The sequence below is a fragment of the Nostocoides veronense genome (assembly GCF_039531185.1).
Lineage (GTDB): Bacteria > Actinomycetota > Actinomycetes > Actinomycetales > Dermatophilaceae > Nostocoides_A > Nostocoides_A veronense.
In genome coordinates, this window is sequence record NZ_BAAAPO010000032.1 from 30,705 (window position 1) to 53,378 (window position 22,674).

Consider the following 22,674-nt stretch of genomic DNA (forward strand, 5'->3'; position numbering starts at 1 on the left):
CACGGGAAGGCGGCGCGGACTCGGGTGAAGCCTTCGGCGATGTGGGTGGCCCAGCGCCAGGTCTTGTCGATGCGCAGGCGGATCTGGCGTGCGCCTCGGGTGAGCCGGGCGGCGGTGTGTAGCACGCGGTAGCGGAACGCGGCGATCTCGCAGCGCAGCAGTTCGGGGACGTGCGCGAAGGCGATCGTCTTGGTCCAGGCGATCAGGTCGACCGCGGTGAGCACGACCTCGAGCCAGGCGTTGTTCTCGTTCATCGCGTGGCAGGGGAAGTTGCGCAGCCCGGTGGCCTTGGCTTCACGGATGCGGTCCTCGACGCGGGCGTGTTGGCGGTGGCGCAGCTCGAGCCCGGCGGCCTGCCCGGGCACGACCCCGGCTGGGGTGTTGGTCAGCAGTGCGGTGACGCGCATCCCGTCGACGTCGGTGAAGGTCAGCTGCGCGCCGGGGTGGGGGCGTTCCTTGCGCAGGATCAGTCGGGACCCGGCCGGCCAGGAGTCCAGGTCGACCATGCCGGTGGCCTCGGCCACCCACGCCCCCTGCCGGATGTCGCTGCCGTCGCCGTGGCCGGTCTCGATCGCCGGGTGCCAGCACGTGTCCGGGATCAGGTCGACGATCCGCTGCACCCGGGCATCGACCGGGTAGCCGAAGGAGAACTCCAACCCCTCGGCCACGCACGCCTCGGCGAAGATGTGGGTCGCGCCGGCGGAGTCCGAGCGGGCCAGCACCCGCGGCGAGTCCGGGTCCCCGCGGCGGGGCCGGGCCTGTTCCGGGAGCGCGGCCAGGGCAAGTCCCAGCACGGTGACGTGGTCGGCGGCGGTGTTGCTGCCGGCGTTCCCGGGCCGCAACAGCCCGGCCAGGGCCTCTCCGCCGGCCAGGTCGGGCCGGTCCAGGAAGCACAGCAGCGGGTGGAACCCGAAGGTGCGTTTCCAGGTCGCGGCGGCGTTCTCCTTCTCGCTGTGCGCGATGCTGATGGTGGCGTCGAAGTCCAGACACAACCCGCCGCTCAGGTCGGGGCCGGCGCCAGCGGCCCAGGCGACCTCGCGGGCTGCGGCTCGTGCCGCGCGCACCCGCGGCAGGTGCTCGCCGTCGATGCGGTCCAGCACCCGCCACGTCGTCGGCATCGAGGCGACCGGGCCGAACAGGTCCTGCCGGTCGGTCAGCACCGCGATCCCACTGATCGAGTCCGCCCCGTCGGCGACAGCGACCGCCAGGTCGGTGAACACCCGACCCGGCGCGTGCACCGGGACTCCCTTGTACGTATCCAGCAACGCCGCCGTAAGGCCCTCGACCAGCCCGGTGTACTCAGCGACCTCCCGCAGCAACCCGACCCCGGCATGGGACACGACCCCCGCCCCGTCGGCGCTGACCTTAACCCGCGGACCTCGCTTGCTACCCTTCACCTGACAAGTGCCTGTTCTGTTGGAAGTTCCTGACTGTGGTAAGCCGGATTCTTCCTTACAGGACAGGCACTTTCACGTTCCCCGAGGTGGTGTCAGACACAACCGCGTGAAAGACGCAGGCTAGCCACACCGGACGGAGTCACTGATGGGATTGCAACGCCTCTACCTCCCGGTGACCACCACCGACCTCGCGGCCCTGCTGCGGGATGGCACGCTTCCGGCGGGGCGCCCGGCATATGGCGTGTCCCCGGCCTTCGCCGCCGCGACGCCGCGGGCGGATGAGGAAGAACGCGAGTACCTCGCCTTCCTCGATGCCGTCGCTGCGGCCAGGGAGCACAATCGGGTCATCGTCCTGGCCGTCGACCTGCCGGACGGCGAGGTGCGCTGGAGCGGGCCGGGCACGGCCGTCGCCCTGCCGCGCCCCCTCCTGCATCGCGAGGGCGTCTCGCTCCATGTCGGCGAAGAGGACGGACCTGACGCCGACCTGCTGTGGTACGACATCACCGAGGCCGAGGTCGTCCTGGATCTGCTGGACTGATCGCCGGCGCCCATGCTGGCGTGCCCTCTCGCTAGGGTGGGCAAGCACCCTCCAACGGCCGAAGGAGTCCGCCATGGATGCCGTCACCCAGGTCCCCGCGCCGGTCAACGAGACCGTCCTCGACTATGCCCCCGGCTCCGCCGAGCGCGGGCAGGTGCAGGCCGCCCTCGCCGAACTCGCCGGCAGCACAAGGGATTTCCCGCACGTCATCGGGGGGGTGGAGGTCGCCGGCTCTGGCAAGCGCATCCCGGTGCGCCAACCCCACGCCCATGCCGAGATCCTCGGGCACCTGCGTAATGCCGGCACCGCCCAAGCCTCCGCCGCCATCGACGCTGCCCTCGCCGCCGCGCCCGCCTGGCGGTCCCTGTCGTATGACGACCGCGCCGCTATCTTCCTCAAGGCGGCGGACCTGCTCGCCGGCCCGTGGCGCGCCCGGCTCAATGCCGCAACCATGCTCGGGCAGAGCAAGACCTGCTACCAAGCCGAGATCGATAGCGCCTGCGAGCTGATCGACTTCTGGCGCTTCAATGTGCACTTCGGGCGTCAGGTGCTCGCCGAGCAGCCGGCCGCGAACTCGCCCGGCGTGTGGAACCGCCTCGATCACCGCCCGCTCGAAGGCTTTGTCTACGCGATCACACCCTTCAATTTCACCGCCATCGCCGGCAACCTCCCGACCGCCCCGGCGCTGATGGGCAATACCGTCCTGTGGAAGCCCAGCCCCACCCAGCAACTCGCCGCGACTCTCACGATGGAATTGCTGATAGCCGCCGGACTCCCGCCGGGCGTCATCAATATGGTCACCGGCGACGGCCTAGACGTCTCCAAAGTTGCTCTGGCGCATCGGGATCTGGCCGGCATCCACTTCACCGGCTCGACCGCGACCTTCCAGCACCTGTGGCAGGAAGTGGGCAGCCGACTCGCGTCCTATCGCGGCTATCCGCGGCTCGTCGGCGAGACCGGCGGCAAGGATTTCGTCCTCGCCCACCCCAGCGCCGACCCCGATGTGTTGCGCACGGCCTTGATCCGGGGCGCTTTCGAGTTCCAAGGACAGAAGTGTTCGGCCGCCTCCCGTGCCTACCTCCCCCGATCCTTGTGGAAGCTGATTCGCGACGACCTCGCCGACCTGACGACCGGTCTGCGGCAGGGCGATGTCCGCGACTTCGGCAACTTCATGGGGGCCGTCATCGACGAGCGATCCTTCGCCCGCAATGCCTCCGCCATCGACCGCGCCACCGCGCGGCCCGGGATCTCCGTCCTCGCCGGCGGGACCTATGACGACTCCGAGGGCTATTTCGTGCGGCCCACCATCCTGGTCGGCGACGACCCGCTCGACGAGGTCTTCACGACCGAGTTCTTCGGCCCGATCCTTGCCGTGCACGTCTATCCGGATCGCCAGTTCGACAAGGTCATGGCGGCCATGGAGTCCTCGGCGCCCTACGCCTTGACCGGCTCGATCATCGCCCAGGACCGGGCGGTCATCGCCCGCGTCAGCGAGGCGCTGCGCTTCGCTGCCGGCAACTTCTATGTCAACGACAAACCGACCGGTGCCGTCGTCGGCCAGCAGCCCTTCGGGGGCGCCCGTGCCTCGGGCACCAATGACAAGGCTGGTTCCCTGCTGAACCTGCAACGCTGGACCTCGCCGCGCGCGATCAAGGAGACCTTCACTCCGCCGACGCGGCACGAATACCCGCACATGTCATAGGTTCTCGGCCCCGGCTCCACTAAGTTGATCGCCCATGAGGATCACCGAGTCCGCGGACCTGCCCGCTTCGCCCGATGAGGTTTTCGCGACCCGCGCGACCGAGGAGTTCCAGGAAGAGAAGTGCGAGCGGTCCAGTTCGGCCGAACACACCGTCGCCATCTCGCAGGCCGCCGGCCGCACGGTCATCACGACCACGCGCGCCATGCCCACCGAGAGCCTGCCCGATGCGGTCCGCTCCGCCGTCGGAGAGCACCTGATGATCCATGAGACGCAGGACTGGGGGCCGGCCAACCCTGACGGCTCCCGCTTCGCCCGCATCGACATCAAGGTCCAGGGCGCGCCGGTGACGCTTCAGGGCACCCTGCGGCTAACTCCGACGGACACCGGCTCGCACCAGAGTCTTGAAGCGGAGCTCAAGGCCGCCATCCCGTTCCTCGGCGGAAAGGTCGAGCGCGCTGCCGCGCCGGCGATCAAGCACGGCTTCGACCTCGAAGCCCAGATCCTCAACGAGTGGCTCACGGAATAGACCCCCTGCGGCACTCCCCGTCACAGCTTCCCGTCAGCGCAAGGCATCGGCCACCCGAGTCGCCGCGGCCGTCAAGTCGCGCAGCTTCTCGATGAAGGCCGCATCTGCGGTCTGCCGGGCGGCCACCAGCTCGTCCGCGCGCGACTGCGCGTGAGCCAGGGCCTCGGCCCGGCCCGCCACGACGGCGGGCACCGCCACTCCCGAGATGCCCGGGGCGAAGCCATAGCCACCTTCGCCACGCACCAGGCCCGATGCGGTGGCCCGATCCTCCAGGGACCGGATGTCGTGCGCCTCCCGAGCTTGGCGGTATGCCGTGTGGTTTAGCAGATCGCCACCGTGTTGAGCCAGCCGGGCAAGGTCGGCGGCGGCGCGGCATACCTCCTGCACGTGCCGACGTTGGGCGGCGCTGAGCCGTGGGCCCTCAATGGGGGCCGTCAGGTCCTCCGCGGCCGCCGTGAGGTGCCCCGCGAGCGCGCGCAAGGCGCTCGCCGTTGCCGACAGCGAGGCGGGATCGCTGCTGGCGCTCACCACGACCGGCTCCGCTCGCGCTCGGGCCCGACGCTAGGCAGCGGCTCGGACAACGCCACCCTGCGCTGACTGACCGGCAGGGCCGCTGAGGCCTCCCGTCCCACCGCGGCGAGCATCCGCAGCGCATCCATCAGAGCGTCCAGATAGTCATCGAGCGCCCCCTGCACCGCCCGATCACCAGCCATCGGCATGGCGTCGAGCAAGCCATCCACGGCATCGTCGCAGGCCAGGGCCAGACGATCGAGGACTGGACCTGGGCCGGGAGGCTGGACGGGCGGCATACCGAAACCTTAGAGCGCTGCCCTGACACCGTCCGAAAGTTATCCACAGCACCTGAGCGGTGCCTGCCGGGCGCGCAGAAGAGGCGGGTGCCGATTGGCCCCGCGTGCGGGCTGCTCGATACCCTCGACGGGGAGGGCAACGTCGCCCGCAACCAAGATTCGAGGATTCACCAGCGTGCCGACCACGACGCAGGAAAAGCAGACCCGACTAGCCGCGATCACGCAGGTGTGCGAACTCGCCGCCACCTCGGACCCGCCGGTGGAAAGCGCGCTGATCGAAGCCTATTTCCGGCACGCCGTCGCCGAGGATCTGACCGGCCGCAGCCCGCAGGAGCTGCTCGACCTGGTGCGGGCGCACCGGGCCCTGGCCGCCGAGCGGCTCGCGGGGGTGGCGAAGGTCGAGTGCGTCACGCCACCGCCCGGCGTCGGCGTCGATCACACCGTCGTGCGGGTCGTCACCGATGACATGCCCTTCCTCGTCGACTCGGTGCGCGCCGAATTGCTGCGGATGAACCGCCCGATCCATTCAGTCCTGCACCCCGTGCTGCAGGTCGAGCGCGATGCAGCCGGCGCTCTGGTCAGCGTGCTCGGGGCCAAGGGTGAGGCCGCCACCGGCAGCGCGAAGGCCGTCGGTGAGTTGACCGAATCGTGGATCCACGTCGAGACCGACCGCGAGAGCGACGCCCCCGATCGCGACGAAATCGTCGCCCGCATCAAGCTGGTGCTCTCCGATGTCCGCGAGGCCGTCGAGGACTGGCCCAAGATGCGCGAACGCGCCCGCCAGGTCGCGGCGGACCTGCGCGAGCACCCGCCGGTCGGCATACCATCGGCGGATGTCAGCCAGGCCGCGGAGGTCCTCGACTGGCTCGCCGATAACCACTTCACCTTCCTCGGCAGCCGCGACTACTCCCTGACCGAGGTCCCGGGCGGCACCGGCCTAGTCCCCGTGCCCGGCTCGGGGCTTGGCCTGATGCGTTCCGATCCGCCGATGGGCGCCGAGCGCCCGGCTTTCAACGATCTGGTGCTGGCCCGCGCCCAAGAGCCCCGCGTCCTATTCGTCACCAAGGCCAACTCCCGCTCCACCGTGCACCGGTCGGTCCATCTGGACTATGTCGGCGTCAAGACCTTCGACGACCAGGGCGCCGTCACCGGCGAGCGCCGCTTCCTCGGCCTCTTCACCGCGAGTGCGTATGCCGAGAGCGTCACCCGGGTGCCCTTCTTGCGCGAGAAGGTCCAGGCGATCCTGGAGCGCGCCGGCTTCACCCCGGAATCGCACTCCGGCAAGGATCTGCTGGGCGTGCTGGAGGACTACCCCCGCGACGAGCTCTTCCAAGCCGATGTCGCCCAGCTCGTCGATGTCACCGCCTCGGTGCTCTCGCTCGCCGACAAGCGCCGGGCCCGCGTCTACCTGCGCCCGGACGATTTCGGCCGCTTCGTCGCCGCCATCGTCTACATCCCCCGGGACCGCTACACCACCGCGGTCCGGCTGCGCGTCGAGGGCATCCTGCGTGAGGCCTTCAACGCGACGAGCGTCGATTACACCGCGCGGGTCTCCGATTCGGCACTGGCCCGCGTCCACTATGTGCTGCGCCTCGATGCCAGCAAGCCGCTGCCGCAGGTCGATATCGATGCCCTCAACGAAGACATCGTCGAGGCCACCCGCACCTGGGACGAAGACTTCTCGGATGCGGCGATCAGCAGCCTCGGGGAGGAGGCGGCGGCCCCGATCCGCACGGCGTACGCGCACGCCTTCCCCACGGCATACCGCGAGGACTTCCAGGTCAGCCAAGCGCTCGCGGACCTACGCAATCTTCAGTCGCTGACCGATCCCGAGAGCACGGCCTTCGCGCTCTACAAGCCGCGCGGCGGCGATGCCTCGCTGCGCCGCTTCAAGATCTTCCGGCGCTCGCCGATCTCGCTGACCCGGGTGCTCCCCCTGTTCACCCATATGGGCTTGGAGGTCGTCGACGAGCGGCCGTATGAAGTCTCGCGCGCCGACGGAACCCCGCTCCACGTCTACGATTTCGGGCTCCGCGCGCCCGACGGACTGTGGGATGCGATGCCCCATGCCCAGCTGCGCGAGCTCTTCGAGTCGGCCGTCGCGGCGGTCTGGGACCGGCGCGCCGAGTCCGATGATCTTGGTGCCCTGGTGCTGCAGGCGCACCTCGATTGGCGCCAGGTGCTGGTGCTGCGGGCGATCACGAAGTATGTCCGCCAGACCCAGTCCACCTTCTCCGAGCCCTATCTGCACGCGGCCCTGGTCCACAATCGCGCGATCGCGGCCGACCTCGTCGCGCTCTTCGCGGCCCGCTTCGATCCCGACCATGTGGGCGATCGCGACGCGGCGCAGCAGGAGATTCTCGATCGGATCGCCGCGGCCCTCGACGAGGTGTCCTCGCTCGATGAGGACCGGATCATCCGCGCCTGCCGCGGCGTGATCATGGCGGGCTTGCGCACCAACCACTATCAGGTCGACGCTGAGGGGGCACCGAAGTCCTACTTCTCTCTCAAGCTCGACCCGACCAAGGTGCCGGATCTGCCGGCCCCGCGACCGGCCTACGAAATCTGGGTCTACAGCCCGCGGGTCGAAGGTGTGCACCTGCGCTTCGGGCCGGTGGCGCGCGGAGGCTTGCGCTGGAGCGACCGGCGCGAGGACTTCCGCACCGAGATCCTTGGCCTGGTCAAGGCCCAGATGGTCAAGAATGCCGTCATCGTGCCGACCGGATCCAAGGGCGGCTTCTATGCCAAGCAACTGCCCGACCCGGCCCTGGACCGCGACGCCTGGCGCGCGGAGGGCGTGGCGGCATACAAGCTCTTCATCGCCGGCCTGCTCGACCTGACGGACAACCGCGAGGGCACGGACATCGTCGCGCCGCCGCGGGTCGTCCGCCATGACGGCGAGGACCCCTATCTCGTCGTCGCGGCCGACAAGGGCACCGCGACTTTCTCCGATATCGCCAATGGCGTCTCGCAGGACTATGGCTTCTGGCTCGACGATGCGTTCGCCTCCGGCGGCTCCAGCGGCTACGACCACAAGGCCATGGGCATCACCGCGCGCGGGGCCTGGGAATCGGTCAAGCGGCACTTCCGCGAAATGGGAATCGACACGCAGGCGGAGGATTTCACGGTCGTTGGCATCGGGGATATGAGCGGCGACGTCTTCGGCAACGGCATGTTGCTCTCCGAGCACATCCGACTGGTCGCCGCCTTCGACCACCGGCACATCTTCCTCGATCCGACCCCGGACGCGGCGAGGAGCTTCGTTGAGCGTCGGCGACTCTTCGATCTCCCCGGGTCGTCGTGGGCGGACTATGACGCCTCGCTGATCAGCGCGGGCGGCGGCGTTTTCCCCCGATCCGCCAAGTCCATCGCGATCACCCCTGAAATCGCGCAGGCGCTGGGCCTCGCTGCAGGAATCACCGCGTTGACACCGACCGAGCTGATCCACGCGGCCCTGCTGGCGCCGGTCGATCTGCTCTGGAATGGCGGCATCGGGACTTATGTGAAGGCCTCCGATGAGACCAATGGCCAGATCGGTGACCGGGCCAATGACGCCATCCGGGTCGACGGCCAGCAGGTCCGCGCCAAGGTCATCGGCGAGGGCGGCAATCTCGGCATGTCCCAGCGCGGTCGCGTCGAGGCGGCCCTGCATGGCGTGCGTCTGAACACCGACGCCATCGACAATTCCGCCGGCGTGGACACCTCGGACCACGAGGTCAATATCAAGATTCTGCTGGGCCAGGTGATGCGCGATGGCGAGTTGGACCTCGCCGCTCGCGACGAACTGCTCGCCTCCATGACCGACGACATCGCGCACATGGTGCTGCGGGACAACTACGAACAAAACGTCCTGCTCGGTAACGCCCGGGCCCAGCAACGCGCCATGCTGCCGGTGCATCTGCGCCTCATCCACGACCTCGAAGCACATGGCGGCCTGGACCGGGAGTTGGAGTTCCTGCCCAGCGACGCAGTCCTCGAGGTGCGGATGGCGGCGGATCAGGGCCTGGTCTCGCCGGAATTCGCCGTGCTCGTGGCTTATAGCAAGCTGACCTTGAAGCGGGCCCTGCTCGACTCCAAGGTGCCCGACGACCCGTGGCTGGAACGCTCGCTGCGGGGCTACTTCCCCGAAGTGCTCGGGCAGCGGTATGCCGAGGCCATCGCCGCCCATCCGCTGCGCCGGGAGATCATCGCCACCATCTTGTCCAATGCTTTGGTCAACCGCGGCGGCATCACCTTCGCCTTCCGAGCCGCGGAAGAGACCGGGGCCTCGATCGAGCAGATCGCCCGGGCGTATGTCATCGCCCGCGAAGTCTTCGATATGCCGGCCTACTTCCCGCAGGTCGAGGCCCTGGACAATGTCGTGCCGACCGCCGTGCAGACCCGGCTGTATCTGGAGATGCGCCGCCTGCTCGACCGGACGGTTCGGTGGTTCGTCACCAGCCGACCCGCCGCCTTGGATATCGCCTCCGAGATCGAGCGCTACCAGCCGGTCGTGCGGTCCTTGGCGTCTCAGCTGCCGGAACTGCTCGTGGGTTCCGAAGCGCGCCGACTGGAGCGCAATGTTGCGCCGCTGGTGGCTGACGGTGTCCCGGAGGAGTTGGCGCGCACCTGCGCGGCGCTGCTCGACACCTTCTCGCTGCTGGATATCGCCGACATTTCGGCCGAGCGGGGCCGCGACCCGCAGGTGGTCGCGCCCTTGTATTTCCATGTCTCGGAACGGCTCAAGGTCGACGAACTGCTGGGCAAGATCACCCAACTCTCCCGCGAGGACAATTGGGATGCCCTGGCCCGCGGCGCGCTGCGTGACGATCTCTACGGCATCCTCGAGAACATCACGACGGCTGTGCTCGATGGCGCGCCGCAGGAAGAGCAGGACGCCTCGCGCCTGACCGACCGCTGGATGACGGCGCACCGGGAGACCATCGAGCGGGCCCAGCGCTCGCTGCAAGGCGTTGATCGGCTGGACAAGCCGGGCATCGCCGCGCTGTCGGTGGCGCTGCGGACGCTGCGCAGCATCGTGCGGGCCGGAGCAACCGAACGCTGACCCTCCCGGGCGCCGGCTCGTCTCGCAGCGGCGCGGGTTAGGCTGCCTGCTCGTGGCCAGCCTTCTCGCCGAGCGACTGCATCGCGAGTCCGATTTGTCCGAGCGCGAGATCGAGCACATCCATATGTTGCTCGGCGACTGGCAGTTGCTCTCGGACCTCTCCTTCGCCGACCTGGTCCTCTGGGTCCTGATGCGCGATGGCGCCTGGCGCGCCGTGGCGCACGTGCGGCCCAATACCGGCCAGATGGTCTTCTTCGAAGACATCGTCGGCCAACAGGCTGTCGGCGACCGGGCTCGTCTGTTGGAGCGGGCCCGCACGGAAGTCGCGGTGCTGCGCCGCGGCGGCCCGATCCTCGATCACGATCACGCGATCCGCGAGGAGGCCGTGCCCTTGCGGGCCGGTGACCAGGTCGCGGCGATCGTCACCCGGCATACGAACCTGACGGCCCTGCGCACGCCGAGCCGGCTGGAGCTGAGCTATCAGGGCCTCGCGGCTGCCCTGGTGCGGATGATCGCGGCGGGGGAGTGGCCCTCCCCGAGCGCTCCGACCGGCGTGCGCCGCGGCGCCCCGCGGGTCAGCGATGGGGTGGTCCACCTCGGGGTGGACGGGGTCACGCTGTATGCCAGCCCCAATGCCATGAGCGCCATCCACCGACTCGGGCACGACGGGGACATCATCGGGGAAGCCCTCGCAACCGTCCTGGCCAATGCCTTGCGCGATGAGGCGCCGGTGGACGAAGCCTTGGCGATGGTGGCGATGGGCCGGGCGGCATGGCGGGCCGATGTGACAACGCGTTCCGCGGCCGTGGCGATGCGGGCGATCCCGCTGACCGAGGCGGGTGAGCGGGTTGGCGCCCTCATCCTGCTTCGTGATGTCACCGAATTGCGGCGTCGAGAGAGCGAACTGCTCTCCAAGGAAGCGACGATCCGCGAAATCCATCACCGGGTGAAGAACAACCTGCAGACGGTCGCCGCCTTGCTGCGGCTGCAGGCGCGGCGGCTGCCCGAGGGCGGCGGCCGCGAAGCCTTGCTTGAGGCCGTGCGGCGGGTCGGCACGATCGCCACCGTCCACGAGACGCTTTCGCACGGTTTCGACGAGACCGTCGATTTTGACGAGATCGCGCGGCGGGGATTGCAAGCCATCGTCGAGGTGGCGACCACCGATGTGCCGATCGCTTCGGAACTGACCGGCAGCTTCGGCCGCCTGCGCGCCGAGGATGCGATGCCGCTCGCGCTGATCATCAGCGAACTGGTCCAAAATGCCGTTGAGCACGGGCTCGCCGAGAGTGGCGGCGGAACCGTGCGGGTCGAGGTCGTCCGCGAGCCGCACGAGGAGGCCGATGGCGATGTGCTGCAGGTGGCGATCAGCGACGACGGGACGGGCATACCCCCGGGCTTCCGGCCGGGCAAGGCCGGATTGGGCACCCAGATCGTCAACTCACTGGTCCAGGGTTTGCGCGGCTCGATCCGGTGGGAGGATGTCGAGCCACACGGCACCCGGGTGCGCTTCTTTGCCCGGCTGCGGCCCCTCGATCAGACGCCCTGATCGGAGCCGACGACGAGGGCGGCGCTCAGCCGGCGCGGCGGGCGCGGGCGTTGCGTCGCTTGAGGGCGCGGCGCTCATCCTCAGAGAGGCCGCCCCACACGCCGGAGTCCTGTCCGGACTCGATCGCCCACTTCAAACAGGTGTCGATCACCTCGCAGCGTCGGCACACCGCCTTGGCTTGCTCGATCTGCAGAATCGCCGGCCCAGTGTTCCCAATGGGGAAGAAGAGCTCGGGGTCCTCGTCCAGACACGCAGCGCGGTCGCGCCAATCCATGAAGCGGGCTCCTTGAGGTTGGTGGCCACGGCGTCGAACGACCCGGGTCCAGGCCATCCGTCCCGGGCCTTTGGGTCGAAGGTGATCGACTCACTATTGTCGGGGAAGCACTACCCATCTGCCAATGGGTTAGGCCAGTGGATTTGTTCCCGTTTCAATAATTTGGGGGTTGGTATGCCGGACGAGGGCGTCATCGCGCACTCCGGGCGCTCGAAAACTCCCTTGTCGAGAGTTGCGGCGGGCGTGCTCATCGCCGAATCGTTGCTGCTTCTGGCCCTGATCGCGGCCTACGCCATCGGGATTCGCGAGGACATCGAGTCGGATCTCGGCCGGACGCTGGCCTCCATCGCGCTCTTCCTCGTCGGCGTGGTGATCCTGCTCACCATGGCCCGGGGCTGGCTGCGCGGGCAGTCCTGGCCGAAGATGGCCACTCTGGTGGTTAACGCCCTCCTCGTGCCGGTGTCGTTCACCGTCATCTCGACCTGGGGCGCGATGGTCGGCATCCCCCTGCTCGCGCTCGCGGTCCTCGGTGTCCTTGCGGGGCTGTCTGCCTCGTCGGGCGACGGGTCAGCCGCCTAGGTCACAAGCCCAGATCGCAGCCATCGCAGCCGCCGCAGCCGTCCCCGAAGTCGAGCAGACCGCTGGCGGAATCGGCGAAATCGGTCGCGCCCGAGGCGATGCTGCCGAGCCCGTCCGCGATGTCTAGGTCAGGAAGGTCGAGGCCGGGCAGGTCGCCGAGCACATCGGCCATGCCGAAGGCCACCTCCCCGAGATCGCTTAGGCCATCCAGCACCGTCAATCCATCGATCCAGGTCAGGTCGAACCACGCGCTCCCCAGGCCCTGCAATTGGGCTTGGCGAGCGACCTGCGCGAAGGTGGCGGCCCACCGGTCCGCGACCCCGAAGACCATGGCATAGGGCAGATAGCGGCTGAAGAGATCGCTCGCCTCCTCAAAGCGGATCTGGTTGGCCTCGGCCTTGGTGAGGTATTCCTGGAAGCCCAGCGCCTGAATGCGCACGGCCGTGCCTTCTGCCGTGCGCGGAGTGCGGCCGCGACCGCCCCAGATGAGCAGGATGGCGGAAAGAAAGAGCCCCGCGCCGAGCGCCTGCAGCGTATGCGCGGGCACCGGATCGATGGTCCGCGCAAGCGAGGCCAGCGCGAGCACGATGGCCACGATCGCCAGCGGCCACCCGAGGCACCCGAGCCGGCGGTTCCGGTCCCGCGGATGCTTGGTGTACCACCCACGGTCCACGACCTCGCGATAGAGCCCGATCTGCGCCTCGCGCATCGTCAGATCGAAGCCGCGGGCCTTCAGGTCCGCGATCGTGACCTCGGTGCTGCGGGCGAAAACCGCATCGAGCAGAGCGCGTTCGAAGGGCAGCAAGGTGTCGTGCTCGGGTGTCGGCAGGCGGGTCAGGCGCCAGTCGTGATCCGTCGTGGACGCGCGTGCTGGCTTGGGGTTCGGGCCGCGCGGGGGCGGGGGCGGACGATCCGGATCGGCCGGCTCGGCGTGCAGGTGCAGGTAGCCACGGACCGCCAGATCGACGAGCGTGGCGCTGACATCGACGACATTGGCCCGGCCGTCGATGACCGTCCCGACGAGGCCAGGGGTCAGTCCATCGGGTGGGGTGAAGCGCACCGCTACCGTGCCGGACCATTCGTCGCCGCCCACGCGGCGCCGCGTCACCTGCTGGCCGTATGCCGGGAGCTCACCCGGGGTGACGCCCGCAAAGATCTCGTCCCGGCGCCGGCGACGAAACCAGGTGACCGCGGGCACCGCGACGAGCAAAGGCAGCACCACCCCGGCGACGAGCCGGACCATCTCACCGGACTGCACGACATACCCCCTGATCGGTCCGTTGACGCAGCCACTCAGGCAGCCGCCGCCACGATTCCAACACGTTCGCGGGCCGCGGGTAGCATCAGCCCCCGTGTCCCGCCGCTTCGTCCTGACCCTCTCCTGCCCCGACCGGCCCGGCATCGTCGCCGCCGTGGCCTCCACCTTGGCCAATCTGGGCGGAAATATCTTGGAGAGCCAGCAGTTCGACGACCCGCGCACCGGCCGCTTTTTCATGCGGGTGCTGCTGGAGCCGGTCGCGGGGGAGAGCATCGAGGAGGCGCACCTGCGCGGGGCGATCGCCGCGGTGGCCCAGCGGTTCGAGATGGACTTTGACCTGCGCCTGGCGGATGCGCCCTATCGCACGATCCTCATGGTGTCGAAGTTCGGGCATTGCCTCAACGACCTGCTCTTCCGCTGGCGCAGTGGCGGGATCGCGATGGACGTTGCGGCGGTCGTCTCGAACCACCGCGACCTGGAGCCGCTGGTGGCGTCCTATGGCGTGCCCTTTCACTACCTGCCCGTGACCCCGCAGACCAAGGCCGAGGCGGAGGCCGCGCTGCTGACGCTTGTCGAGGAGCTGGATGTCGATCTGGTCGTGCTGGCCCGCTATATGCAGATCCTCAGCGACGGCCTGACCCAGCGGATGTCGGGCCGGATCATCAACATTCACCACTCCTTCTTGCCCTCCTTCAAGGGCGCCAAGCCCTATCACCAGGCCTATGAGCGCGGGGTCAAGCTTGTCGGGGCGACGGCGCACTATGTCACCGCCGACCTGGATGAGGGGCCGATCATCGAGCAGGACGCCATCCGCGTCGACCATCGGATGGCGCCGGAGGATCTCGTGCGCGCGGGGCAGGAGTGCGAGGAGCGGGTGCTCGCCCGGGCCTTGCGCTGGCATTGCGAGTCACGAGTGATGCTCGCCGGCGACCGGACGGTCGTCTTCAGCTGACGCTGCAGGTCACGTCGCAGAGGCCGGGACGCGCTCGCGCGCCGTCAGCGTGAAGCCGGTGGGCATCAGCGTGAGCCGTTCGCTGACGCGCAAGGTGTATGCCGGATCGCGGGTCAGATCGAAGCGGTGCACCAGCCGGGCGAGGACGAGCACGGCCTCGTGCAGAGCGAACTGCCGTCCGATGCAGGCGCGGGCTCCGGTGCCGAACGGCAGGTAGCTGTGCGCCGGCCGGGCGCGGACCCGCTCTGGCAGGAAGTTGTCCGGGTCGAAGCGATCGGGGTGCGGGCCCCATACGGCCGGGTCCCGGTGCACGGCTGGGAGGAAGACCATCAGCCAGTCCTGGGGCGTCATGGTGTAGCCAGCGATCTGGGTCGGCTGCCGCGGGCTGCGGCCGAAGGCGGGGGCGGTGGGCCACAGCCGCAAGGCCTCGTCGAGGACCCGGCGCAGGTAGCGGAACTTCGGCACCAACTCAAAGGTCGGTCTTGCCGTGGGGTCGGGCCCGAGCAGCGCGTCCGCTTCGGCCTGGGAGCGCGCCATCACCTCGGGATCGTTCGCGAGGTGCCACAGCGCGAAAGTCACTGCACCAGAAGTGGTTTCGTGGCCGGCGGTGAGGAAGGTCAGCACCTGGTTGACGACATTGCGCCGGTCCAGCCGCTCGCCTGTGCGCTCGTGGGCGTGAAAGAGCATGCGGCCGAGCAGGTCCTCGCCCTCCTCGCGCTGCCCGCCCGTGCGCATCCGGTCCGCGATGATGCCTTCGGTGATGCGGACCTGGGTGTCGTATGCGGACCGCGCCCGCTCGCGGGGGCGGCGGGTGATCAGTTGGCCACCCGGCAGGGTGCTGAGACCGGCCGCTCGTCCCGACTCGGTCAGCAGCGTGACCATGGCCTCGACATACGGATCGGTCTGCTGCGCCGCGAACGTGCCGAAGGAGTGGCCGAAGGCGGTGCGTCCGATGGTTTCGAGCGTCATCCGGGTCAGGTCGCCAGGCACGTCCACCGGCCCGGTCGCGGCGGACCAGCGGGCGACCAGATCGCCGGCGACGGCATTCATCGTGTCGTGATAGCCGCGCATGGCCGGCTTGGTGAAGGCCGGCGCGAGCAGATCGTGGGCCAGCGCCCACGCTGGTTCTTCGGTGAAGGCCGTGAAGAGTGCGTCCCCGCTGAAGCGCCGCAGCGCGAGGATCGCCGGGGGCAGGGCCTTGTCGAAGGTGGCGTCATCACAGACCTGCGCACACAGCCGGGCGCTCATGACGAAGACGAAGCGCTCGCGAAAAGCCTTGAACTCCACCAGTTCCGGCAAACCCTCGCAGCGGCGCAAGAGGTTCTGCGTCGGCGTTGTGGGGTCGGCATCGCGTTCGATGTCGCCGAATATCCGGCGCCGGCCTGGCGGGTGCGGCAGCCGTTGGCCGGACCATGCGTTGCGCGCCATCGGGCTTAGTCTCCTGCCGATGGGCGCAGCGCGGTTGTGCATTCCCGGGCGATCTGCAATTCCTCATTTGTGGGGATGACATAGGCCGTCACGCGGCTGCCTGGCGTGGTCAGGCGCGTTTCGCCCTCGGCGGATTCGTTTGCGGCGGAATCGATTTCGATGCCGAAGAGCGCGAGGCGTTCGAGGACGGCGGCCCGCAGGGCAGGGTTGTGTTCGCCGATTCCGCCAGTGAAGGCGATGGCATCGAGGCGTCCCATGCCGGCGGCATACGCCCCGACATATTTCACGAGGCGCAGCGTGACGATATCGATGGCCGCGCGGGCGGCTGCGTCCCCTGCGGCGGCGCGGGTGACCACGGCGCGGAAGTCGTTGTCACCGGTCAGGCCGAGCAGTCCGCTCTGCTTGTTGAGGGCGGTGTCGAGTTCGCCGATGCCGAGGCCGGCGGTGCGCGCGAGGTGGAAGGGAATGGCCGGGTCGATGTCGCCGCACCGGGTGCCCATGACCAGGCCCTCCAAGGGCGTCATGCCCATCGAGGTGTCGACGGAGCGACCGTCGAGCACCGCGCAGGCGCTGCAGCCATTGCCGAGATGCAGGACAACCGTCGCGAGGTCCGGCCGTCCGATCAGCGCGGTGACGCGCTCCGAGACGTACTGGTGGGAGGTTCCGTGAAAGCCGTATCGCCGCACGCCATGCTCGGATTCCCAGGCACGGGGGACGGCATAGGTGTAGGCCGCGGGCGGCAGCGTGGCGTGGAAGGCGGTGTCGAAGATGGCGAACTGCGGCACCTGCGGGAAGAGTTCAAGCGCCGCCTCAATCCCGGCAATATTCGCCGGATTGTGCAGTGGGGCAAGGGGATTGAGAGCGCGCAAGGTGTCGAGAACGACCGCGTCAATGCGCGTGGTGCTCTGGAATCGGGTGCCGCCATGGACCACGCGATGACCCACCGCGATGGGTGGCTCCGCGCTCAGGTCGGGGCCGTGCTGATCGAAGGCTGCACCGACCGCCGCCAGGGCGGCCGGCATGTCGACCAAGCCGCCGGTGCTTTCGTGGTCCTTGCCGCCGGCCGTATGCCGGTGCCGCCCCCCGCTCGGCTCGCCGATCTGCTCGACGAGGCCCTTGGCCAGAACCGCACCGGAATCGGGTTGCAGCAGTTGGTATTTCAGCGATGAAGACCCCGCATTGAGGACCAGGACGCGTTCCGTGCTCATTCTTGGCCCCCTGCCTGGATCGCGGTGATCGCGATGGTGTTGACGATGTCGCGCACCAGCGCGCCCCGCGAGAGGTCGTTGACGGGGCGACGCAGGCCTTGCAAGACCGGGCCGACCGCGACGGCATTGGCCGAACGTTGCACCGCTTTGTAGGTGTTATTGCCGGTGTTGAGGTCGGGGAAGATGAAGACCGTCGCCTGGCCGGCCACTGGACTGCCCTGCAATTTCGTGGCGGCGACCTCCGGGTCGATCGCCGCGTCGTACTGAATCGGCCCCTCGACGAGCAGGGAGGGGTCGCGTTCCTTGACCAATTGCGTTGCGGCGCGGACCTTTTCGACGTCCGCCCCGGAGCCGGAAGCGCCGGTCGAATAGGACAGCATCGCGACGCGCGGCTCGACGCCGAACTGGCGGGCGGTCGCCGCGGAGGAGAGGGCGATATCTGCCAGATGCTCAGCGGTGGGTTCGGGGTTGACCGCGCAATCGCCATACACCAGAACGCGATCCGCCAGGCACATGAAGAAGACGCTGGAGACGACGGAGACGCCCTCGACGGTCTTGACGACCTCTAGGGCCGGGCGGATCGTGTGCGCTGTCGTGTGGTTCGCGCCGGAGACCATGCCATCGGCATCGCCCATGAGCACCATCATCGTCCCGAAATAGGCACCGTCGAGCAGCCGGTCGCGCGCGATATCAATGGTCACGCCCTTGGCCGCGCGCAGCCGAGCATATTCCTGCGCATAGCGCTCGTGATGCGGTTCGGTGTCGGTCGAAAGCACCTGCGCCGCAGTCAGATCCAGGCCCAAGTGCTCAGCGCGGGCCCTAATCTGCTCGGGGTTGCCGAGGATGGTCAAGCGGGCAGCGCCCCGGGCGAGGATCTGTGCGCCCGCGGCGAGGATGCGATCGTCGTCGCCTTCGGGCAAGACGATATGCCGGTTCACCGCCCGAGCCCTTGTGATCAGGCCCTGCTCGAACATCAGCGGCGTGATCGCTCCATTCGCGGTGGCGCCGAGGCGCTCGATGAGTGCGGTCGCATCGACGTGCTCGGCGAAAAGGCGTTCTGCCGCCTCGATTTTGCGCGGCGAATCCGGGCGCAGTGTGCCAGCGACGTCAGCGAGCGCGGCAGCGGTCGCCATGGATCCGCCGCGACACGAAATGACCGGCAGGCGCGGCCGCAGACCGGCAATCAGTTGCTGGACCTGCGGACTCGGCAGGAAGCCGCCATTGAGGAAAAGAGCGGACGGGCTCGGGAAGGTGTTGGCGCCATCGGCGAGGAGCAGGCTGAGCAGAACATCCTCGCGATCGCCGGGGGCGACAACGGCCGCCGACGGCAGCAGTCGATCCAGGACGTGCGGCATCGTCATCGCCGCAACAATCAGCCCGATCGACTCGACATCCAGCCGCTCCGGGTCCCCATACAGAAACTCGCCGTCCACGCGCGTCATCAGCTCGCGCACGGTCGGTGCGCTCAGGAGCGGCTCGTCGGGCACGGCATACACCGGGACCTCACCGAGCGCGGCCTGCGTTGCCGCGCGCACGGCCGCGAGATCGGCTCCGACGCGGTTGACGATGACGGTCAAGACTTGGGCGTGGTGGGCGCGCGCGTCCGCAACCATGACCTCGGCGGCCCGAGCAACCTCCTCCGGCGAGAGCCCCATCGCGCCCACCACCAGAACCATCGGGGCGTCGAGGTGCGCTGCAAGCGTGGCATTGGTGCTGAACTCCGTGGGGGTGGGGACCCCGGAGAAGTCCGACCCGACAATGACCATCGTCTCGACTTCGCTCGCCGCGGCGTGGAAACGACCCACCAACTCGGTCATCGCGGCGGCCGGATCGGCGAGCACGCGATCGGTCGTGATCCCCGTTGCGGCCGTGAGGTCAACGGGCTGCGCCAAGCGCGAGGCCAGCAGCGTCAGCACCGGGTCGGGCTGAGCGCTCCCGGCAACGAAGGGACGAAAGATCCCCACCCGCCCCGCGTGCCGGGCCAGGGCCGAGACCAGACCCATGGCGATAGCGGACTTCCCGGAGCGCGCCTCAGCGGCGGCGACATAAACGCGCGTCGACATACCGCCAGCGTAGGCGAGAACGCACCGGCTCAGGGGGCCGGTGCGCTCTGGGATAGCAGGTGGTGGGGCCTTAGGCGGCGATGCGGATGCCGGCGGCGGAGCCCTGGAAGGTGCGGCGGTGGTAGGCCGCGAGGTTGTCGGTGAGGACATCCCGCACGAGTTCGGCCTGCGGGCCGTCCTCGCGGTCGACCGCGGCGAGGATGTCGTCGATGTCGGCGGGGGTGGAATAGACGGACAGGAGACGCTCCATGTCCTTGCGGGCCGCCACGGCCTCGTGGCGAGCCTGAATGCTCTGACGGATGTGCTTGATGCTCATGACATCCATGGTGCGCTGGCGACCATCAATGCGTCCAATAGCGGAGTGACAACTCTCGTATGTCGTATCGTCATGGGTTGTGGATACCGAGACCCTGCGTTGGTTTCAGCATGTCGCCGACGGAATGACGGTCACCGAGGTGGCGCAGACGTATGCCGTGAGCCAGCCCGGCGTCTCCCGCGCCCTGGCCCGGTTGGAGGAGGAGCTGGGAACGCCCTTGCTCCAGCGCTCCGGGCGGGTGCTTCGCCTGACGCACGCCGGGGCCGAGTTCAAGGCGCATGTCGACAAGGTGATGGCGGAGTTCGACGATGGGGTTGCGGCCATCGAGCAATTGCTCGACCCGGGAAGCGGGATTGTGACCCTGGGCTATCCGCTCAGCCTCGGCGCCTGGCTGGTTCCGGATCTCGTGCGCGCCTTTCGGGAGCTGCATCCGCGCGTGCGAATCCTCCTGCAGCGCACCTCGATCGGCGAACGGGGCGCCATCTCTCGGCTCCTCGCGACGCGATCGATCGACCTGGAATTGACGACCGAGCGTGTGGCCGGGCCCGGGATCCAGTGGCGCCCGGTGCTCATCGAGCCGCTCTATCTCGCCGTCCCCCGCAATCACCGGCTCGCGGCTGCGGCGACGATCGACCTCGGGGAGGTCGCGCAGGAGCCCTTCGTCATGCGCCGCTCGCCCTCGGGGATGCGGGAACTGGCCCTAAGCCTGTGCGTCCGCGCCGGCTTCGAGCCGGAGATCGCGTATGAAGTCGATGACCTCCCCACCGCCCGCGGCCTGGTAGCCGTAGGCGAGGGCGTCTCCATCGTTCCTTCGCTCGGTCGAGCCGCGACGGCCCGTGGTGGCCGAGTGGCTTTGGTGCCGTTGGCGGACCCCGAGGCCCGCCGCGAGATCGGGCTGGCCTGGCACAGCGAGCGGCGCCTCTTGCCCTCGGCGCGGGCCTTCCGGCGCTTCGTCCTAACCCGCGCGTCGGCGTGACGCAGAGCACGCCAGAATCGTTGAAAGACCAGCCGTCCGGTCCGTGTCCCTGCGGGGGGCTCTCGGCCCGGCTTGGCAGACTGGCCGCAGATCCCGGTGCGCCGGCGTCGCGGGTCGCGACACGGCATACCCCAGCCACCACGGAAGGGCCTTCGCCATGCCGCCTCGCTCGCGCGCCAAGGGCGCGACCGTCCTCGCCCTCGCCAACCAGAAGGGCGGCGTCGCGAAGACCACTTCGGTCGCCTCGCTCGGGGCGGCCTTCGCCGAACTCGGCAAGCGCGTCCTGCTGGTCGACCTCGACCCGCAGGCCTGCTTGACCTTCAGCCTCGGCATCGACCCGGACGAGGTCGAGGCGTCGATTCACGACGTCCTGACCGGCAAGGCCGATCTCGCAAATGTCATCCACGAATGCGCCGACGGCGTCGACCTGGTCCCCAGCTCCATTGAGCTCGCCGGCACCGAATCGGTGCTGCTCGGCCGCCCGGGCCGCGAGTACATCCTTCAGGAAGTGCTCGCCGGCGTCGCCGCAGATTACGACATCATCCTGCTCGACTGCAGCCCGAGCCTTGGCGTGCTGACCCTCAATGCGCTGACCGCGGCGCGCGGTCTGATCATCCCGATGCCCTGTGAAATGCTCGGCCACCGCGGCGTCGGCCAGTTGCTCGACACGGTCCGCGATGTCAAGCGCATCCTCAACAAGAAACTCACGGTGATCGGCGTGCTGCCGACGATGTATGACAGCCGCAGCGCCCACCAGCAGGACGTGCTGGCCGATGTGGGGGAGCGTTACTCCATACCCGTGCTCGCCCCGCCCATCCCGCGCACCGTCCGGTTCGCCGAGGCGCCGGCCGTTGGCCGCTCGATCCTGGAGACGGCGCGCACCTCCAAGGGGGCCCAGGCTTATCGAGCGGTGGCCAAGGATGTGCTGAGCCGCCTCTGACTCAATAGGTTGGGGGTATGACGACCCACATCCCCGCCCTGATCATCGACTCCGTTGGCGCGCCCTTCCGGCAGGGCCTGATCGAACGCCGCGAGCTGCGCCCCGACGACGTGCGCATCGACATCGCCTTCGCCGGCATCTGCCACAGCGACATCCACACGGTCCGCGAGGAGTGGGGGCCGTGCATCTTCCCGATCGTCACCGGTCACGAGATCGCCGGCGTCGTCGCGGAGGTCGGCTCGGAAGTCACGAAGTATGCCGTGGGTGACCACGTCGGCGTGGGCTGCCTGGTCGACTCCTGCGGCGAATGCGATATGTGCGTCAAGGGCAGCGAGAACTTCTGCGAGCGCGGCGCGGTCGGCACCTACAACGCCAAGAACTATGACGGCGAGGTCGCCCAGGGCGGCTACAGCCAACAGATCGTCGTCTCCGAGCGCTTCGTGCTGCGCGTGCCGGACAGCATTCCGCTGGAGCAGGCCGCGCCGCTGCTGTGCGCCGGCATCACGATGTACACCCCGCTCAAGCGCTGGGGCGCCGGCCCGGGCAAGAGCGTCGGCATCATCGGCATGGGCGGGCTCGGGCACATGGGAGTCAAGATCGCGGCCGCGATGGGCGCCGACGTCACGGTCATCTCCCAGACAATGTCCAAGGAGGCCGACGGCCGCGAGTTCGGAGCGGTGGACTATCGCGCGACGGCGGAAAGCACTGTTTACAAGGACCTGCGGGGCACCTTCGACCTCATCGTGTGCACGGTGTCCTCTGAATTGCCGCTGGATAAATACCTCGGCATGGTCAAGCCGTTCGGCGCGCTCGTCCTCGTCGGCTTGCCGCCCGAGCCGCAACAGCTCGCCGTCTGGTCGCTGATCGGTGGAGACAAAGTCCTGACCGGCTCGAATATCGGTGGCATCCCGATCACCCAGGAGATGCTCGACTTCTGCGCCAAGCACCAGATCGCCGCCACCGTCGAGACGATCTCGGCCGATCAGGTGGCCGAGGCGTATGACCGCGTGGTCGACTCCAAGGTCCGCTACCGCTTCGTCATCGACACGTCGACGATCGTCCCGGAGTAGCGCGCGGGTCTCGGTCGACGATTTCGTCCTAACTCGTCCGTTTCGTCG

The 22,674-nt window shown here is 68.7% G+C and carries 19 protein-coding genes; 10 read left to right on the plus strand and 9 right to left on the minus strand.

Annotated features, from left to right (window positions below):
* Positions 1 to 1,397 (minus strand): IS1380 family transposase (locus ABD225_RS09780; protein WP_344084243.1); only part of this gene is annotated, 1,397 nt, incomplete at its 3' end.
* A 145-nt stretch (positions 1,398 to 1,542) separates the two neighbouring features.
* Between ABD225_RS09780 and ABD225_RS09785 the strand changes: the two genes are divergently transcribed.
* The 3 genes from ABD225_RS09785 to ABD225_RS09795 all read left to right on the plus strand — a co-directional run bounded on the left by ABD225_RS09785 (position 1,543) and on the right by ABD225_RS09795 (position 4,163).
* On the plus strand, positions 1,543 to 1,935 hold the full coding sequence (locus ABD225_RS09785) for a DUF6912 family protein (RefSeq protein ID WP_344084246.1): 393 nt from the start codon (positions 1,543 to 1,545) through the stop codon (positions 1,933 to 1,935).
* Between the two features lie 73 nt (positions 1,936 to 2,008).
* The gene (gene pruA / locus ABD225_RS09790; RefSeq protein WP_344084249.1) at positions 2,009 to 3,637 is read left to right on the plus strand and encodes an L-glutamate gamma-semialdehyde dehydrogenase; all 1,629 of its coding nucleotides are present in this window, start codon (positions 2,009 to 2,011) and stop codon (positions 3,635 to 3,637) included.
* Positions 3,638 to 3,671: 34 nt separating this feature from the next.
* The gene (locus ABD225_RS09795) at positions 3,672 to 4,163 is read left to right on the plus strand and encodes a DUF2505 domain-containing protein (RefSeq protein WP_344084252.1); all 492 of its coding nucleotides are present in this window, start codon (positions 3,672 to 3,674) and stop codon (positions 4,161 to 4,163) included.
* A gap of 33 nt (positions 4,164 to 4,196) precedes the next feature.
* Here ABD225_RS09795 and ABD225_RS09800 read toward each other — a convergent pair whose 3' ends face one another.
* Both ABD225_RS09800 and ABD225_RS09805 read right to left on the minus strand, forming a co-directional pair.
* Positions 4,197 to 4,691, minus strand: a complete 495-nt coding sequence (locus tag ABD225_RS09800; protein ID WP_344084255.1) for a hypothetical protein — start codon at positions 4,689 to 4,691, stop codon at positions 4,197 to 4,199.
* The gene (locus tag ABD225_RS09805; RefSeq protein ID WP_344084258.1) at positions 4,688 to 4,972 is read right to left on the minus strand and encodes a hypothetical protein; all 285 of its coding nucleotides are present in this window, start codon (positions 4,970 to 4,972) and stop codon (positions 4,688 to 4,690) included. The genes ABD225_RS09800 and ABD225_RS09805 overlap by 4 nt, the downstream gene beginning before the upstream one ends.
* Positions 4,973 to 5,147: 175 nt before the next feature.
* Here ABD225_RS09805 and ABD225_RS09810 point away from each other — a divergent pair, with 175 nt between their 5' ends.
* Both ABD225_RS09810 and ABD225_RS09815 read left to right on the plus strand, forming a co-directional pair.
* The gene (locus tag ABD225_RS09810; protein WP_344084261.1) at positions 5,148 to 10,016 is read left to right on the plus strand and encodes an NAD-glutamate dehydrogenase; all 4,869 of its coding nucleotides are present in this window, start codon (positions 5,148 to 5,150) and stop codon (positions 10,014 to 10,016) included.
* Positions 10,017 to 10,068: 52 nt separating this feature from the next.
* Positions 10,069 to 11,562: a sensor histidine kinase gene (locus ABD225_RS09815; RefSeq protein ID WP_344084264.1), complete on the plus strand. Its 1,494-nt coding sequence runs from the start codon at positions 10,069 to 10,071 to the stop codon at positions 11,560 to 11,562.
* Positions 11,563 to 11,587: 25 nt separating this feature from the next.
* On the opposite strand, the gene ABD225_RS09820 is transcribed toward ABD225_RS09815, so the two are convergent.
* Positions 11,588 to 11,836 (minus strand): WhiB family transcriptional regulator, encoded by a 249-nt coding sequence (locus ABD225_RS09820; protein ID WP_344084267.1) that lies wholly within the window; start codon positions 11,834 to 11,836, stop codon positions 11,588 to 11,590.
* A gap of 174 nt (positions 11,837 to 12,010) precedes the next feature.
* On the opposite strand from ABD225_RS09820, the gene ABD225_RS09825 reads away from it, so the two are divergent.
* Positions 12,011 to 12,415 carry a hypothetical protein gene (locus ABD225_RS09825; protein ID WP_344084270.1) on the plus strand — a complete coding sequence of 135 codons (405 nt, stop codon included), beginning with the start codon at positions 12,011 to 12,013 and terminating at the stop codon, positions 12,413 to 12,415.
* A 1-nt stretch (position 12,416) separates the two neighbouring features.
* Here ABD225_RS09825 and ABD225_RS09830 read toward each other — a convergent pair whose 3' ends face one another.
* Positions 12,417 to 13,673, minus strand: coding sequence for a DUF2207 domain-containing protein (locus ABD225_RS09830; protein ID WP_344084273.1), 1,257 nt, complete (start codon positions 13,671 to 13,673; stop codon positions 12,417 to 12,419).
* Between the two features lie 94 nt (positions 13,674 to 13,767).
* Here ABD225_RS09830 and purU point away from each other — a divergent pair, with 94 nt between their 5' ends.
* Positions 13,768 to 14,625, plus strand: coding sequence for a formyltetrahydrofolate deformylase (gene purU / locus ABD225_RS09835; protein ID WP_344084276.1), 858 nt, complete (start codon positions 13,768 to 13,770; stop codon positions 14,623 to 14,625).
* A 9-nt stretch (positions 14,626 to 14,634) separates the two neighbouring features.
* Here purU and ABD225_RS09840 read toward each other — a convergent pair whose 3' ends face one another.
* From ABD225_RS09840 to ABD225_RS09855, 4 genes are all read right to left on the minus strand, one after another.
* Positions 14,635 to 16,053, minus strand: coding sequence for a cytochrome P450 (locus ABD225_RS09840; protein WP_344084279.1), 1,419 nt, complete (start codon positions 16,051 to 16,053; stop codon positions 14,635 to 14,637).
* A 5-nt stretch (positions 16,054 to 16,058) separates the two neighbouring features.
* Complete coding sequence (locus ABD225_RS09845) at positions 16,059 to 17,261, minus strand: acetate/propionate family kinase (RefSeq protein ID WP_344084282.1); 1,203 nt, start codon at positions 17,259 to 17,261, stop codon at positions 16,059 to 16,061.
* Entirely contained in the window at positions 17,258 to 19,324 is a 2,067-nt protein-coding gene (gene pta, locus ABD225_RS09850; protein ID WP_344084285.1) for a phosphate acetyltransferase, read from the minus strand. The genes ABD225_RS09845 and pta overlap by 4 nt, the downstream gene beginning before the upstream one ends.
* Positions 19,325 to 19,394: 70 nt before the next feature.
* Positions 19,395 to 19,640 (minus strand): hypothetical protein, encoded by a 246-nt coding sequence (locus ABD225_RS09855; protein WP_344084288.1) that lies wholly within the window; start codon positions 19,638 to 19,640, stop codon positions 19,395 to 19,397.
* A 79-nt stretch (positions 19,641 to 19,719) separates the two neighbouring features.
* Between ABD225_RS09855 and ABD225_RS09860 the strand changes: the two genes are divergently transcribed.
* The 3 genes from ABD225_RS09860 (at position 19,720) to ABD225_RS09870 (ending at position 22,626) form a co-directional block, all read left to right on the plus strand.
* A complete protein-coding gene (locus ABD225_RS09860) occupies positions 19,720 to 20,616 on the plus strand; it encodes a LysR substrate-binding domain-containing protein (RefSeq protein WP_344084291.1) in 897 nt (298 codons plus the stop codon).
* 157 nt (positions 20,617 to 20,773) lie between these two features.
* A complete protein-coding gene (locus ABD225_RS09865; protein WP_344084294.1) occupies positions 20,774 to 21,556 on the plus strand; it encodes a ParA family protein in 783 nt (260 codons plus the stop codon).
* A gap of 17 nt (positions 21,557 to 21,573) precedes the next feature.
* A complete protein-coding gene (locus ABD225_RS09870) occupies positions 21,574 to 22,626 on the plus strand; it encodes an NAD(P)-dependent alcohol dehydrogenase (protein WP_344084297.1) in 1,053 nt (350 codons plus the stop codon).
* Positions 22,627 to 22,674: the final 48 nt, after the last annotated feature.

What these genes read in the sequence shown, in the direction of transcription:
- ABD225_RS09785 (WP_344084246.1), top strand. Translation starts at nt 1,543, where the DNA reads ATGGGATTGCAACGCCTCTACCTCCCGGTGACCACCACCGACCTCGCG.
- ABD225_RS09825 (WP_344084270.1), top strand. Translation starts at nt 12,011, where the DNA reads ATGCCGGACGAGGGCGTCATCGCGCACTCCGGGCGCTCGAAAACTCCC.
- ABD225_RS09840 (WP_344084279.1), bottom strand. Translation starts at nt 16,053, where the DNA reads ATGGCGCGCAACGCATGGTCCGGCCAACGGCTGCCGCACCCGCCAGGC.
- ABD225_RS09855 (WP_344084288.1), bottom strand. Translation starts at nt 19,640, where the DNA reads ATGAGCATCAAGCACATCCGTCAGAGCATTCAGGCTCGCCACGAGGCC.
- pruA (WP_344084249.1), top strand. Translation starts at nt 2,009, where the DNA reads ATGGATGCCGTCACCCAGGTCCCCGCGCCGGTCAACGAGACCGTCCTC.
- ABD225_RS09865 (WP_344084294.1), top strand. Translation starts at nt 20,774, where the DNA reads ATGCCGCCTCGCTCGCGCGCCAAGGGCGCGACCGTCCTCGCCCTCGCC.
- ABD225_RS09870 (WP_344084297.1), top strand. Translation starts at nt 21,574, where the DNA reads ATGACGACCCACATCCCCGCCCTGATCATCGACTCCGTTGGCGCGCCC.
- ABD225_RS09795 (WP_344084252.1), top strand. Translation starts at nt 3,672, where the DNA reads ATGAGGATCACCGAGTCCGCGGACCTGCCCGCTTCGCCCGATGAGGTT.
- ABD225_RS09805 (WP_344084258.1), bottom strand. Translation starts at nt 4,972, where the DNA reads ATGCCGCCCGTCCAGCCTCCCGGCCCAGGTCCAGTCCTCGATCGTCTG.
- ABD225_RS09820 (WP_344084267.1), bottom strand. Translation starts at nt 11,836, where the DNA reads ATGGATTGGCGCGACCGCGCTGCGTGTCTGGACGAGGACCCCGAGCTC.
- ABD225_RS09845 (WP_344084282.1), bottom strand. Translation starts at nt 17,261, where the DNA reads ATGAGCACGGAACGCGTCCTGGTCCTCAATGCGGGGTCTTCATCGCTG.
- pta (WP_344084285.1), bottom strand. Translation starts at nt 19,324, where the DNA reads ATGTCGACGCGCGTTTATGTCGCCGCCGCTGAGGCGCGCTCCGGGAAG.